The organism is Flavobacterium sp. 103 (genome assembly GCF_003096795.1).
Taxonomy (GTDB): domain Bacteria; phylum Bacteroidota; class Bacteroidia; order Flavobacteriales; family Flavobacteriaceae; genus Flavobacterium.
This window is the reverse complement of the sequence record NZ_QENX01000001.1, coordinates 2,232,928-2,248,685: the sequence shown is the minus strand read 5'-3', so window position 1 is coordinate 2,248,685 and position 15,758 is coordinate 2,232,928. Positions and strand designations below refer to the sequence as shown.

Sequence of the window (15,758 nt, the reverse complement as noted above, 5' to 3'; positions counted from 1 at the left end):
AGGCTATAAACTTTGCTATTTGACAATTCTTTATTTTTTTACAAATGTACTACATCGATTTCGACTCCTATGTACACAAGTGCTTTTTTTAGTACTTTGAATCCCATCTTTTCGATAGCCATTTGATAGTTTTCCAATTGATATTTATATTTTGGATTAGGAAAACCTGTTTTATAGTCCAACAAAAAAACTTCTTTCGCCCTATTTATTACTATTCGGTCTGGCTTGACTGTACCGCCCTCTTTTTGAATAATCGTTTTTTCGTTCAAGACCTCATTCCCTTCCGCAAAATGATCCAATAAATCTCGATGGTTAACTATTTCAATAATAGCATTATGAACAATGTCTTTTTGAAATATCGTAATTAATCCGTTTTCAATTGCTTTATTAATTGCCAATTCCACATCGCTTTTGGTAGCTACAAAAGAAAGAATTTCGTGTATCACATTACCAAACTCAATAGCTTCTTGTTGATGCGTTCCCCACATCAATGCTTCCCTTTGGGCAATTTTTATATTTTTAGGATTCAACACATCTGAAACAACAGGGATATTTTTGGAAGTATCAATGTGTTTCGTTTTTTCAGATAATTTAGTTTGATCTCCAAATTTATATTCGAGTTGGTTTTCATCATAAAGCCCTTGTTGAATCAAATATTTTATAAAAAATGAAGCCATATTGCTCGGATATTCACCGTCTTTTCTGGGTTTTACATTTTGAGAAATAACATACAGTTGTTCCTCTGCTCTGGTTAAAGCCACATACAGTACGTTAATATTATCCAACAATTCTTCTTGTTTCTTTAAATTATAAACTGCCGAAGCTTCTTCTCCAAATTCTTCAATAGCACTACTGTTATCCACCAACACTTTCGGCATGTCAAAATCTTGCTCTTCCGAATTAAGCCATAACTTATCTTTCGGTTTTCTATTATAATCTTCTTCAGCAAAAGGCATAATAACTATTGGAAATTCTAATCCCTTTGATTTATGAATAGTCATAATCCGAACTGCATTCGTCCCTTCGGGAGAAGGAATGCTGAATTTCTCCGAGTTTTTATTCCAATAATTCAGAAAATCTGAAATTCCGGCTTGATTACGAACATCTCTTTCTAAAACAATGTCTAGAAAATACTGAACATAAGCCGTTGCCGATGATTGAATTTTTGAATTTTCATCTCTCTTTAGAAACTTCGAAATAATTATTTCAACAGCTTCATACAATGATTTTTTTCTAATGTTTTGAAAAGAGAGTTCAATGTTACAGTTTTCAAGCCATTTCTCGAAAGACACTTCTTCTTTAAATTCCATTCCTTTGGCTATGAAATCGTGAACAGGCAATTCATCTTGTTTGTTTTGCGCCAAATATTGCAAAAAATTGGCTTTTGACTCTAAATCGGAGCTATTCTTCAAATATTTTAAAATGTGAATAATCAATCGGACTTCGGTCGCATTTTGAATCATCAATGTTTCGGAAGACAAAAGCGGAACACTTTGTTCCGTCAAATAATTAGCTACAGCAATTCCCTGACTTCTTTTCCGAGTCAGAATTACAATATCTTTATATTCAAAACCTTCTTTAACTACTTTTTGAATAGTATTTAATGTCGCCAAAACATACAAATCCGTTTTGTCCAATGTCTCTTCATCGTCTTCAGAAGATGTAATTTCGGGCAAAAAAGAAATATTCACATAACCTCCTACTTTATTATTTATCTTTTGACGGCTATGATTCTCATATAAATCTTTATAATCTGCATTGCTGAATTCATTTGACAATAATTGAAAAAAGTCATTATTGAATTCAATCACTTGAGAATAACTTCTATAATTTTTATCTAAATGTTCGAGTTTTTTATCGGGATTATTAAATGGGTTTTGGTCTTTACTCAATTCAATAAACTGCTCTGCTTTTCCGCCACGCCAGCGGTAAATGGATTGCTTTGGATCGCCCACAATCATCAAAGTTCCTTTTTGCCCCGAATCATCCTGACCTGAAAGCGCATTATCAATAAGCGGAATCAGATTTTGCCATTGCATTTCGGAAGTATCCTGAAATTCGTCAATAAAAAAATGACGATACCGTTCGCCTAACCTTTCATATATAAAAGGAGCCGGCTGATTTTGGATTTCGCGGTGAATAATCGCGTTGAACTCGGTTATCGAAAGTACGTTTTGCTCATTTTGAATTTTTGTCAGTTCATTACTAACTGTGTTTAATAGCGATAAAGGCGTAATATTTTTTAAGAACGCTTTGTAGAAATTTCGTTTTTCGAAGTTTTTGTAAATTTCGACAAGAGTTTTTAATAAATCCGGTATAATGTTTTCTATTAAAGCTCGATCTTTTGCCGTTTTATTGATAGCAATATCTTCGAACTCGCGAAACATTTTATTTTTTGGATTGAATTTTCCATCAGCTATACTTTGAAGATGATTGGGGAAAGTTCCTCTGGAAAATGATTTTAGATCAATTACATTTTTATCAATTAGCAATAATAATTCACTTGCAAGATTTGCATTTTCTTTTTCTAAAGCTTCACAGACTTGAACTAATTTTTCTTTTACAACTATGAAATCACCGATTGATTTGTCGTGAAAATGAGTGATTTCATTTCGGTTATTTTCATTCAGCACTAATTTACCGGTTTCCAAAATTTCACGCGAGATGTCCCAAGACTTATCATCATCGGTTTTTTCCATCGTGAAATCGATGAGTAATTTAGTCAACGTTTCATCTTCTCCGGCTTGTGCAATGATTGCATCAACCGCTTCGATTAGCAAATTTTCAGTATCCAAAGTCACTTCGAAAGTCATGGGCAATCCCAAATCATGTGCAAAAGCGCGAATTACTTTGTGGGTGAATTTATCAATAGTGGATATATCAAAAGCAGCATAATTATGAATAATATGCTTGATGATTTGTTGCGATTTGGTTTTAATCTGAATTACGGAAAGTCTTGTATCTACGGATAAGTCCTGCATTAAATCCGAAGCTTTTGCATTTGGTTCGTCTTTGGCAAATTCAGACAAACTGCCTACTATTCGGCTTTTCATTTCGTGTACCGCTTTGTTGGTAAACGTAATGGCAAGTATATTACGGTAAGCATCATTCTTGTGTGCTGTGAGAATGATTTTGAGGTATTCTTTTACAAGAGCATATGTTTTTCCTGAACCAGCGGAAGCGTCATATATAGCGAAAGAAGGTCTTTCCATTTCGATTTTTGATTTCTGATTAACGATTATTGATTTCTGATTTTCACTAATGCTTCTTAAAATGCCTAATGCCCTAGCCCTGATAGAAGCGGTATCCTTTTTCTTGCTCCTTTAGCAAGAAAAAGATACAAGCGGATAGCAGGAAAGAGCTCCTGATTACTCGGATTTAAAAAATAAGAATTGTATTATCATTTTATTTGATGAAATTATAACGAAATAGAATTTTCAATTCCAAAGTTAAATGTTTAATTTTGAATAAAATATTTATAAATCATTAAACAACTATATTATGGCTTTTGAATTACCACAATTACCTTATGCGTATGACGCATTAGAACCTCATATTGATGCTCGTACAATGGAAATTCACCATTCAAAGCATCACAATGCTTATACGACAAATTTGAATGCAGCTATCGCTGGAACTGATTTGGAAGGAAAAACTATTGAGAATATCTTAATTAACCTAGATAAAACGAATGCTGCGGTTCGCAATAATGGTGGTGGCTTTTACAATCACAACTTGTTCTGGACTGTTATGTCTCCAAATGGAGGTGGATTACCAACTGGTGAATTGCTAGAAGCTATTGAAAGTTCTTTTGGGACTTTTGAAGAATTTAAAGCAAAATTTGCTAAAGCCGGAGCTACACAATTTGGTTCTGGATGGGCTTGGTTATGTGTACAAAAAGGTGGGAAACTTGACATTTGCGGAACTCCAAATCAAGACAATCCATTGATGCCGGAAGTAGGTTGTGGTGGAACTCCAATTTTAGGAATGGATGTTTGGGAACATGCTTATTACTTACATTACCAAAACAGAAGACCAGATTATATTGAAGCTTTCTTCAATGTGATTAACTGGACAGAAGTATCTAGACGTTTTGCTTTAGAAAAATAAGAATAAAGATAAAATTCATATATGATAGACGAATAGACTGAAAAGTTTATTCGTCTATTTTTTTTGATCTATACGTTTATCATTTTTCTATTTCGCAACTACTATTTTGTTTTTGGGACTTTATTCCAATAAAAAAGGCGAAATTTTACTTTCGCCCTTTTTGCCCCAAATCTACCATAAACTTAACCTACTAAAAATTATGGTACTCAAATATACTTTGAACTTAACTAGTATAAAATTATTTTCGATGAAAACCCTAAATATTCGATAAATTACTAATTAATTGATTTTCAGTATTTTAAATTGATTTTATTCCAATAAAAAAGGTGAAATTTTACTTTCACCCTTTTTGCCCCAAATCTACCATAAACTTAACCTACTAAAATTATGGTACTCAAATGTACGTCGATAATCACTTTATTGAAAATATTTTCGATGAATGCCACAAATAAACGATTATTAGCTAATTTATTGATTTTCAGAATATTTAACTTGTTATTTTACTCTTAATTTATCCAAGTAAAACTTGATTTTATTCCAATAAAAAAGGTGAAATGTTACTTTCACCCTTTTTGCCCCAAATCTACCATAAACTTAACCTACTAAAAATTATGGTAGTCAAATATACTTTGACATTTGTTACTTTTAAAATATATTCGATAAATTCCCTAAATACTCGTTAATTGGATAATTTATTGATTTTCAATATATTTAACTTATTATTTTGGTTTCAATTTATCCGTAAAAAAAGAAACCTTGACTTTATTCCAATAAAAAAGGTGAAATGTTACTTTCACCCTTTTTGCCCCAAATCTACCATAAACTTAACCTACTAAAATTATGGTAGGCGAATATACTTTGAGATTTACAACTTTGAAAATAAAGTCGACAAAACACACACAAACCCGTTTATCGGTAAAGTAAATTAATATGCTCTTGCGTCTTTTCCTTCATAAAAATTCATGAAAGCCCTGTTAACCACACGATTACCTCCTGGAGTAGGATAATCACCAGTAAAATACCAATCCCCTAAATTTTTTGGACAAGCTACATGTAAATCCTCTACCGTTTGGAAAATAATTTTTACTTCTGCATTAATTTCTGGTGAACTTAACATTTCTGCTATTTTATCTGAAATCTCTTGAGGTGCAAATGGTTCATATATAGCGGTAACATAATTTACAACATCATTGTCGTGATAGTTTTCCTGAGCTTTACACTTCGAATAAACTTCATCAACTATATGATATAAGTTTCTTTCTTTCAACAACTCCAATGCAGCTCTAAAAGCAACAAGTCCTTCCAGTTTTGCCATATCAATTCCATAACAATCCGGGAATCTTATTTGTGGTGCAGAGGATACAATAACAATTCTTTTTGGATTCAAACGATCCATCATTTTGATAATACTCATTTTAAGAGTTGTACCTCTTACAATACTGTCATCAATTATTACAAGATTGTCGGTTGGCTTTATTACACCATAAGTAACATCATAAACGTGAGCCACTAAATCATCTCTACTACTGTCTTCGGTAATAAAGGTTCTCAATTTAGCGTCTTTTATAGCCACTTTTTCTGTTCTGATTTTTACAGAAAGTAATTTCTCCAAAGAATCAACTGTTAACGTGTCTTTGTTTTCGAGAATGTAATTTTTCTTTCTTTGATTCAAAAAGTCTTGAGCCGCCTCCACCAATCCGTAGAAGGAAGTTTCGGCAGTATTTGGAATATATGAAAACACAGTATTATCAGTATCATTATCAATAGATTCTAATACTGCTGGAAGAATTAATTTTCCTAAATTCTTTCTTTCTTGATAGATTTCGGCATCACTACCTCTTGAAAAATAAATACGCTCAAAAGAACATGCTTTTTTAACAGTTGGCGTAAGTATCTCCTTCATAGAAATATTTCCGTTTTTCTTAATGATTAACGCACTTCCTGGGTCAATTTCTTGAACACTTTCGAATGGCACATTAAAAACAGTTTGAATAACAGGTCGTTCCGATGCAACAACAACAATCTCATCATCTTGGTAATAATAAGCTGGGCGAATTCCTGCAGGATCTCTAAAGACAAATGCATCTCCATGACCCAATAAACCAGCCATAGCATATCCACCATCAAGATTTTTTGCTGAACGTGAAAGTATTTTTGCAATATCTAAACGATCTGCAATAACTGGTGAAGCTTCTCTTTTAGAATAACCCTCAGCTTTGCAATCTTGGTACAATTGCATCACTTCCTTATCTAAAAAGTGACCAATTTTTTCCATTACCGTAACCGTATCAGCCATTTCTTTTGGATGTTGCCCCAATTCAACCAGGTTCTCAAAAAGTTCTTTAACGTTGGTCATGTTAAAATTACCTGCTAAAATTAAGTTTCTGTGCATCCAATTGCTCTGACGCAAAAATGGGTGAACACTTTCGATACTGTTTTTACCAAAAGTCCCATAACGTACGTGTCCTAAAAATAATTCCCCTATATAAGGAATATTCGCTTTTAATTGGGACATATCATCCGCGTATTCTGGATGGGCAACCATTTCTTCGTTTATTCTTTCATTTATTTGCTTGAAAACATCTTGAATCGGCTGTGCATGATTGGAACGCACACGACTGATGTATCTCTCACCAGGCTCTACATCCATTTTAATACTTGCAAAACCAGCACCGTCTTGACCTCGATTGTGCTGTTTCTCCATCATTAAGTACATTTTTTGGATACCATAGAAAGCAGTTCCGTACTTTTCTTTATAGAATTCAAGGGGTTTTAAAAGTCTAACTAAAGCTATTCCACATTCGTGTTTTAAAGCGTCGCTCATTGTTTTATTGTTTGTAGTTATTGGTATTTAATGGTGTTTCAATTATTATTATTTTAATCAAATACGACGCAAATTCGTACTCTTTCTTATAAATATTGACTGTACTAATTAAAAAAAGCCTCATATAGAGGCTTAAGAACTTTATAATTCTATTTCAAACTGGGTCAGAGACTTGAACTGTTTCAGCCTTGAGACCACTTCTTCTTTATCCAAATCAACCATTCGTTCTGTTCCAAATTTCTCTACACTGAAAGAAGCTAAATTAGAACCATGGATTATTGCATTCTTCATATTATCGAAAGAAACATTTTCACTTTGTGTAATATATCCTGAAAAACCTCCTGCAAAAGTATCTCCTGCTCCTGTTGGGTCAAAAACTTCTTCTAACGGTAATGCCGGAGCAAAGAAAATTTCTTCACCATGAAACAATAACGCACCATGTTCTCCTTTTTTGATTACCACATATTTTGGTCCCATTTCATGAATTTTTGCAGCTGCCTTTACCAAAGAATACTCTCCTGAAAGCTGACGGGCTTCTTCATCATTTATAGTGATAACATCTACTCTTTTGATGATTGCCAATAATTCCGGTAAAGCACAATCCATCCAAAAGTTCATGGTATCCAAAACCACTAATTTTGGTTTTGTTTCCATTTGGTCCAAAACACTGCTTTGAACTAGTGGATGCAAGTTACCCAACATCACAATTTCGGCATTTTTATAGTCTTGAGGAACTTTTGGTTGAAAATCTGCCAAAACATTAAGTTCTGTAACCAAAGTATCTCTTGAATTTAAATCGTTGTGGTACAATCCGCTCCAGAAAAAGGTTTTCCCTCCTTTAACAACTTCGATACCTGAAATATCAATATTTCTATCTGTTAACAAATCTAGATATTCTTGTGCAAAATCGTCACCAACTACAGAAACTATAGCTGATTGAACATTGAAAAAAGAAGCTGATAACCCTATATATGTTGCTGCTCCCCCTAAAATTTTATCTGTTTTTCCAAAAGGAGTTTCAATTGCGTCGAAAGCTACTGTTCCGACAATCAATAATTTATTCATTAGGTATGTTTCGAATTAGGGTGCAAAGATAGTCCATAAGTTGCAATATTGCAAAGGGTCAGACTATCAAAGTTTTCATAAAAGTTTACCCTCTTCTTTTTCATAAAAAGCATCAATAGATAGTTGCTTTTGCATGGAAGCCATAACGGCCAATTCGTCGCATCTTTCGTTTTGGGGGTGATTATTGTGTCCTTTAATCCATTTGAAATCTACCTGATGTTTCCTGTAAACAACTAAGAAGCGCTTCCATAAGTCAGGATTTTTTTTACCTGCGAATCCTTTCTTCTCCCAACCAAAAACCCATTTTTTTTGTACCGAATCCACAACATATTTTGAATCTGAGATGACCAAAACAGCAGTATTCTCTTTTTTCAATTTTTCTAAACCAACAATTACACCCAACAATTCCATCCTATTATTGGTTGTATATCGAAAGCCCTCATAAAATTCTTTTTTATAAGGTTTTCCAACCCATTCCATTACCACACCATAACCACCATTACCGGGATTGCCTTTGGCAGCACCATCCGTATATATATGTACGTCGTATTCCAAAGTATGATATTAAAGGTTAGAAGTTAGTAGTTTTTCAATAATAACCGGAAAATATTCTTGTTCCAATGCGTGGATTTTGACCGCTACCGATTCTGGGGTATCGGTTTCAGAAAGAGCAACACTTTGTTGAAATATAATATTACCTTCATCATAGTTTTCATTTACATAATGAATGGTAATCCCTGTTTCTTTTTCATTATTTTCCACTACCGCTTTATGAATGTAAATACCATACATTCCTTTACCTCCAAATTTTGGCAACAGTGCAGGATGTATATTTACTATGCGATTTGGATAGGCTTCAATCAAATTTTCGGGAAATTTTAATAAAAAGCCAGCCAAGACTATCAAATCAGGTTGAAAATCATTAACTTTTTGTAGTGTTTTTCCTGAATTTAATTCTTCTTTTGAAAAAATAACAGTTGGAACAGCTAATTTTTTTGCTTTATCAAGAACTGTTGCATTCGAATTATTTGAAAAAACCGCTACCACAGTTCCGGTAGATCTATTGCCAAAATATTTTATAATATTTTCAGCGTTAGTCCCCGATCCAGAAGCAAATATCAGTATTCTTTTCATAATTCGTTATTTAAAATTTATGCAAAAAAAGGAATAAAAAACGAAAATAAATAGATTTAAGAAATCTTTGTTGAAATAAATTTTATAAATTAGTACACACATTTATTCACTAAATAGTTGTTTTAAAATAAAGTTGTTTTATTTTTGCCAACAAATTAAATTCTAAAATTAAAAGATTATGTCAGACATTGCATCAAGAGTAAAAGCGATTATCGTAGACAAATTAGGTGTTGACGAAAACGAAGTTGTAACAGAAGCAAGCTTCACTAATGATTTGGGAGCTGACTCATTAGACACTGTTGAGCTTATTATGGAATTCGAAAAAGAATTTGATATCCAAATTCCAGACGATCAAGCAGAAAACATCGCTACTGTAGGTCAAGCTATCTCTTACATCGAGGAAGCTAAAAAATAATAATGACACACCCGATTTCTAAAATTTTAAAGTTTTAAGAATCGGGTGTTATTATTTGATTAAATAAATTTTTCGATTGAACTTCAATCAAATTATATTTACATTATAATACCCATGTCTCTTTTAGTTACTTCTTATAGTATAGAAAGCATGGGCTTTATTTGTTGAAAGATAACAAAAATAAAAACGTTATGGTTTTAAGAAGAGTTGTTGTAACAGGCCTTGGTGCTCTTACTCCCATTGGTAATAATATTGAGGAATTTTGGAATGGTCTAATCAATGGTGTTAGCGGAGCTGCTCCAATAACCTATTTCGATGCTTCAAAGTTTAGAACTAAGTTTGCTTGTGAAGTTAAAAACTTCAATGTTGAAGACTTCATAGACAGAAAAGAGGCAAGAAAAATGGACCGTTACGCACAATACGCTATGGTTGCATCGGAAGAAGCTGTAAAAGATGCCGGTTTCGATTTTGACAAAATAAACAAAGACAGAGTAGGTGTTATTTGGGGTTCAGGAATTGGAGGATTAGAAACTTTTCAAATAGAAGTTCTTAATTTTGCAGCCGGAGATGGTACTCCAAAATTTAATCCTTTCTTCATACCAAAAATGATTGCAGATATTGCTGGCGGTCTAATTTCAATGAAATATGGATTTAGAGGACCAAATTTCACAACAGTTTCGGCTTGTGCATCCTCAACAAACGCAATCATTGACGCTTTCAATTACATTAGATTGGGTCATGCCGATGCAATAGTAACCGGTGGTTCAGAAGCTGCTGTAACAATTGCAGGAATGGGCGGTTTTAATGCTATGCATGCCTTATCTACCAGAAATGACGATCCAAAAACAGCTTCTAGACCTATGGACAAAGACAGAGATGGATTTGTGTTAGGTGAAGGTGCCGGAGCACTAATCTTAGAAGAATACGAACATGCTGTGGCTCGTGGCGCAAAAATATACTGTGAAATTGGTGGAGGCGGAATGTCGGCAGATGCTTATCACATTACTGCACCACATCCTGAAGGATTGGGAGCTAAAAATGTAATGTTAAACTGTTTGAGAGACGCCGGTTTAGAACCGACTGACGTAGATGGTGTAAATATGCATGGAACTTCAACTCCGCTTGGTGATATTGGAGAATCAAAAGCAATTCTACACGTTTTTGGTGAACATGCTTACACAATGAATTTGAATTCAACAAAATCAATGACTGGTCACTTACTTGGTGCTACTGGAGCAATTGAAGCTATATCTTGTATTCTTTCATTAAAACATGGTATTGTTCCTCCAACAATCAATCATTTTACAGATGATGAAAACATTGACCCAAAATTAAACTTTACTTTTAACGTTGCTCAAAAAAGAGAAATGAACGTTGTCATGAGTAATACATTTGGTTTTGGCGGCCACAATGCTTGCGTTTTGGTAAAAAAATTAGATTACAAATCATAAATGCGTATACTTAAAAAAATATTCTCAAAATCCCGTTCTCTAGAAGACGGGATTTTTTTTGATGCTATTCAACCGATTCTCGGTTTCGATCCTGTAAATCTAGAATGTTACAAAAAGGCATTTACCCATCGCTCATCCAATCGTATCGATTTAAAAGGAAATCCTGTTAATTACGAAAGACTTGAATTTTTAGGAGATGCAATGCTAAGTGCCGTAATTGCAGCCTACTTATTTAATGAAGCTCCGCTTGGAGACGAAGGTTATCTAACCAAAATGCGTTCTAAAATAGTCAGCAGAGAACATTTAAATGAGTTAGGTAAAGATTTAAATTTAATCCAATTTGTAGAAAGCAAAGTGCCTGTTCATCATTTTGGCGAAAACATACATGGGAATATATTCGAATCTTTGATTGGGGCCATTTACTTAGATAGAGGATATGAATATTGTGAAAAATTCATCCAAAAGAGAGTAATCATTCCTTATGTTGACATTGCTCGACTTGAAGGAAAAGTAATTAGCTACAAAAGCCTTGTTATCGAATGGTGCCAAAAAGAGAAAAAACAGTTTCACTATGACATATTTGAAGACAATGCTATTGATGGCCAACGCCTATTTGGTGTAAAACTTAGTATTGATGACAAAGTAATTGCAAAAGCCAGAGCTACTTCAAAAAAGAAAGCAGAAGAAAAGGCATCTCAACGTGCCTACTTTGCATTTCAAGAGAAAATTGACAGAAAATAACTATTCTATTATCAATACTACATCGTTTTCGTTAATAAAATATCAAAATCATAGCCGCCTAGCAACCTTTTGCGACAATAGAAATACTATATTTACATCTTATTTTTTAATGAAATGGCAATTCATAAACTGGATTTTGGCGAATTTGACGAAATAGATTATAGTCTTATTGCTATTCACACTTCATTAGAAGATTACCGATTGGCTTATTTTATCAATCAAAAACTTCATGTTAATCTGAATAAATCTATAAAAGAAATTCAAATTACAGTTAAGGAAGGGGAAGCTCATTTTTCTAGATTTCATTATTATGAAAAGAAAAAAGAGATTTCCTGGGATTTGATACAGAATAAAAACGAAGTCATTCAACAACAAAACGAGGAAAATCAGAGTTTGTTTTCGAATGTAAATTTAGAAGTTGTCACAAAAGTGTATATGCTTCCGGAATTTAAAAAAGTAGATTACTTTTTGAAAATAGAAAACAGCGATGAGAATTTAAATCTTTTGAAAATACAGAATGAACTGAATACAATAGACAATATAGCAACGGTCTATATTGTTGACATAAATAAAATAAAATCTAAAAACAATTTAATTTTTTAATACCAATGCATACTAACAAAAAGACCAAAATTGTAGCCACACTTGGGCCTGCATGTAGCACACGAGAAATCATAAAAGACATGATTGAAGCAGGTGTAAATGTATTTAGAGTAAATTTTTCCCATGCTGATTACGAAGACGTAAAAAATAAGATAAGCATTATCCGCAGTATAAACGAAGAATTTGGATATACTACCGGAATTCTAGGAGATTTACAAGGACCTAAACTACGTGTTGGAGTAATGGAAGATGGAGTTGTTGTAAATGATGGTGATTTAATCACTTTTACAACTGCAGAAGATATAATCGGTACTTCAAAGAAAGTATTCATGAAATACCAAAATTTTCCTAATGACGTAAATCCTGGTGAAAGAATATTATTGGACGATGGTAAATTAATCTTTGAAATTGTTTCAACTGATAAAAAATCAGAGGTTGTTGCTCGTGTTATTCAAGGAGGCGAATTGAAATCAAAGAAAGGGGTAAATTTACCTAACACTAAAATTTCATTACCTGCAATGACCGAAAAAGACATCGCTGATGCCATTTTTGCAATAGAAATGAAATTAGACTGGATTGCTCTTTCATTTGTTAAAACACCGAGAGATTTACAAGACCTACAAGAATTGATCGCTAAACATTCTGAATATAAAATTCCAATTATAGCCAAAATCGAAATGCCAGAGGCATTAGAAAATATGGATAGAATTGTAGCTTATTGTGATGCTTTGATGGTTGCCAGAGGTGATTTAGGTGTTGAGTTACCAGCTCATGAAGTACCATTGGTACAAAAAGAATTGATTCGTAGAGCTAAAACAGCTAGAATTCCAGTTATTGTTGCCACTCAAATGATGGAGACTATGATTACTAGTTTGACTCCAACTCGTGCTGAAGTAAATGACGTAGCCAACTCTGTAATGGATGGTGCAGATGCAGTAATGCTTTCTGGAGAAACTGCCACTGGAAACTATCCGGTCCAGGTAATCCAAAAAATGACTCAAATACTTGAAGCAGTTGAAGATTCACCGCTTATCCAAGTTCCTCAAAACTCCCCTCAAGTAAGAACAAACCGTTTTATCACTAAAACTATTTGTCAACATGCAGCCATTATGGCCAATGCAATCAAAGCAAAAGCAATTTGTACCTTAACCAACAGCGGTTATACAGCGTTTCAAATTTCAGCATGGAGACCTTCTGCACACATTTTGGTTTTCACTTCTAATAAAAGAATTTTAACTCAGCTTAATTTATTATGGGGAGTAAAATCATTCTATTACGAAAAATCAGTTAGTACAGATGATACTGTTACGGATGTAAATAACATCGTAAAAGAAAAAGGATTTGTGAAAAAAGGTGATTTCTTAATCAACTTAGCTGCAATGCCAATTTCCGATAAAGGAATGGTTAATACCTTAAGAGTTTCTGAAATAGAATAACTTTTAGCATATCAAAATATAAAACCGTCTTAAATCTTTTAAAGATTCAAGACGGTTTTTTGGTTTAAATTTTTAATTATTTTTACAGGAAACAAATCCAACTTTAATGAATCGCTTTTCACTGTTTCTTATTATTTCACTTCTATCATTTCCTTTATTTGCTCAAAATAATTCAAATAATCTATTGCTTGAAATAGACAAGACTATTGAAAACAATTCCTATTATACACAAAAGAAAGAACACGGAATTACGCAGCTTAAAGTACAATTAAAACGCACCAATGATCCTGAGCAAAAATATAAGATTACACAAAAACTATATAATGACTACCAATCGTATCAATCTGATTCTGCTTTGGTTTATGCTCGAAAGAATTTTCAAATAGCGGAAAATCTGAATAAGCTTGAAAAATTAAATCAGGCTAAATTTAACCTCGTTTCCATTATGGGAACATTAGGCATGTACAAAGAAGGAATAGATGTACTGAATGCCATTCCCATTGTTTCAACCCCTAACTTAAAAGGTTCTTTTTATGGCGTTAGTAGAGTAATCTATGGACAAATGGCCGACAACGCTTCTTCCCAACAAGAAAAAGAGAAGTACCTTTTGTTTTCAAAAAAATACCGAGATTCCTGTGTGAATTTTTACCCCCATAATTCCACTCCATTCATTATTGCTAAGGCCGATTGGTATTTAGATAATAAAAACCCCGAAGAAACTCTTGACTTATTACTTCCTTTTTTTTCTAAAATTAAACAAAGTGATCCTAATAGAGCTATAATATCCTATATCATTTCACAAGCATACAAACAGAAAAAAGATAGAAATCAAGAAAAAAAATGGCTAAGTATCTCGGCGCTATCTGATTTACAGTTGGCAAAAAAAGAATACATTTCGCTTCGATCATTGGCCTTTCTACTTTATGAAGATGGTGATATTGAGCGAGCTTATACCTACATAAAACGTTCTCTAGACGATGCAGTTATCTGCAATGCACGCTTGAGAACCTATGAAATATCGAAGATGTTACCCATTATCAGCGAATCGTATCAGCAACAAAACGAAACCAACAGGTATCAATTGATGGTGTTTTTAATTAGTGCAGGTTTTCTAGTACTCGTATTACTTGGCCTTCTGTTTTTACTCTTTAGACAAATGAAAAAATTATCAAAAGCAAAAAGCGATTTAAGCTCCGCCAATGATAAACTTTCCGAATTGAATGTTGAATTAAACACTTTTAATGAGAAACTAAATCTCTCCAATAACACTTTGAGCGAAGCCAATTATTTAAAGGAAATATATATTGGGCGTTATATGGATCAATGCTCAGATTATTTGGGGAAGCTGGATGAATACCAACGAAAACTGAATGTATTGGCAACTACTGGGAAACTAAATGATTTGGTCAGCGCAGTAAAATCAAAAGAATATATCGAAAATGAATTAAAAGAGTTTTATGCCAATTTTGACAAAACCTTCTTGCAACTCTTCCCTAATTTTATTCATGATTTTAATACTTTATTAATCCCAACAGACACCATTCAGCCAAAAGAAGGTGAACAGCTCAATACTGAATTAAGGATTTTCGCACTCATCCGTTTGGGGATAAAAGACAGTGCCAAAATTGCTGTATTCCTGAGATATTCTATTTCCACTATTTACAATTATCGTTCGCAACTCAAAAACAAATCGGCTGGACCTAGAGATGAATTTGAAGAAAAAGTGATGCAAATTGGAACGAGCAATAAATAAAATTTCTCGTTTCAGGGATTTTTTCGAATCAAATCTACTTCCTTTTAAAATTTGGATTCACTTTTTTGCCACTTTTTTTTTAATTAAAAAATAATCAACTTATTGATTATAAGTGTCTTAAATTGTATTTTTGAAGTTACAATCTACTTTTTTAAAACAATTGAAATTTTTGAACGCCAAAGCATTTACTTTTACTTTCACGAAAACTATATATTGTTTTTAACAA

12 protein-coding genes are annotated in these 15,758 nt (G+C 33.1%); 7 read left to right on the top strand and 5 right to left on the bottom strand.

Annotation, left to right across the window (positions count from 1 at the left end; genetic code table 11):
* Nucleotides 1-38: 38 nt before the first annotated feature.
* Nucleotides 39-3,212 carry a UvrD-helicase domain-containing protein gene (locus tag C8C85_RS09060; RefSeq protein ID WP_116796786.1) on the bottom strand — a complete coding sequence of 1,058 codons (3,174 nt, stop codon included), beginning with the start codon at nucleotides 3,210-3,212 and terminating at the stop codon, nucleotides 39-41.
* A gap of 289 nt (nucleotides 3,213-3,501) precedes the next feature.
* Between C8C85_RS09060 and C8C85_RS09055 the strand changes: the two genes are divergently transcribed.
* On the top strand, nucleotides 3,502-4,110 hold the full coding sequence (locus C8C85_RS09055) for a superoxide dismutase (RefSeq protein ID WP_116796785.1): 609 nt from the start codon (nucleotides 3,502-3,504) through the stop codon (nucleotides 4,108-4,110).
* Nucleotides 4,111-5,035: 925 nt separating this feature from the next.
* On the opposite strand, the gene C8C85_RS09050 is transcribed toward C8C85_RS09055, so the two are convergent.
* The 4 genes from C8C85_RS09050 to C8C85_RS09035 form a co-directional block, all read right to left on the bottom strand.
* The gene (locus tag C8C85_RS09050; protein WP_116796784.1) at nucleotides 5,036-6,934 is read right to left on the bottom strand and encodes an amidophosphoribosyltransferase; all 1,899 of its coding nucleotides are present in this window, start codon (nucleotides 6,932-6,934) and stop codon (nucleotides 5,036-5,038) included.
* Nucleotides 6,935-7,075: 141 nt separating this feature from the next.
* A complete protein-coding gene (locus C8C85_RS09045) occupies nucleotides 7,076-7,999 on the bottom strand; it encodes a PfkB family carbohydrate kinase (protein WP_116796783.1) in 924 nt (307 codons plus the stop codon).
* Nucleotides 8,000-8,074: 75 nt separating this feature from the next.
* On the bottom strand, nucleotides 8,075-8,554 hold the full coding sequence (gene rnhA / locus C8C85_RS09040; RefSeq protein ID WP_116796782.1) for a ribonuclease HI: 480 nt from the start codon (nucleotides 8,552-8,554) through the stop codon (nucleotides 8,075-8,077).
* Between the two features lie 9 nt (nucleotides 8,555-8,563).
* Nucleotides 8,564-9,133 (bottom strand): phosphoribosylglycinamide formyltransferase, encoded by a 570-nt coding sequence (locus C8C85_RS09035; protein ID WP_116796781.1) that lies wholly within the window; start codon nucleotides 9,131-9,133, stop codon nucleotides 8,564-8,566.
* 178 nt (nucleotides 9,134-9,311) lie between these two features.
* On the opposite strand from C8C85_RS09035, the gene C8C85_RS09030 reads away from it, so the two are divergent.
* From C8C85_RS09030 to C8C85_RS09005, 6 genes are all read left to right on the top strand, one after another.
* Entirely contained in the window at nucleotides 9,312-9,548 is a 237-nt protein-coding gene (locus tag C8C85_RS09030; RefSeq protein ID WP_007137004.1) for an acyl carrier protein, read from the top strand.
* 191 nt (nucleotides 9,549-9,739) lie between these two features.
* Nucleotides 9,740-10,999: a beta-ketoacyl-ACP synthase II gene (fabF, locus tag C8C85_RS09025; protein WP_116796780.1), complete on the top strand. Its 1,260-nt coding sequence runs from the start codon at nucleotides 9,740-9,742 to the stop codon at nucleotides 10,997-10,999.
* Entirely contained in the window at nucleotides 11,000-11,740 is a 741-nt protein-coding gene (gene rnc, locus C8C85_RS09020; protein WP_116796779.1) for a ribonuclease III, read from the top strand.
* Between the two features lie 114 nt (nucleotides 11,741-11,854).
* Nucleotides 11,855-12,343 (top strand): IPExxxVDY family protein, encoded by a 489-nt coding sequence (locus C8C85_RS09015; RefSeq protein ID WP_116796778.1) that lies wholly within the window; start codon nucleotides 11,855-11,857, stop codon nucleotides 12,341-12,343.
* Between the two features lie 5 nt (nucleotides 12,344-12,348).
* Nucleotides 12,349-13,779 carry a pyruvate kinase gene (gene pyk, locus C8C85_RS09010; protein ID WP_116796777.1) on the top strand — a complete coding sequence of 477 codons (1,431 nt, stop codon included), beginning with the start codon at nucleotides 12,349-12,351 and terminating at the stop codon, nucleotides 13,777-13,779.
* Between the two features lie 106 nt (nucleotides 13,780-13,885).
* Nucleotides 13,886-15,532: a DUF6377 domain-containing protein gene (locus tag C8C85_RS09005; RefSeq protein WP_116796776.1), complete on the top strand. Its 1,647-nt coding sequence runs from the start codon at nucleotides 13,886-13,888 to the stop codon at nucleotides 15,530-15,532.
* The last annotated feature ends 226 nt before the right edge of the window (nucleotides 15,533-15,758 follow it).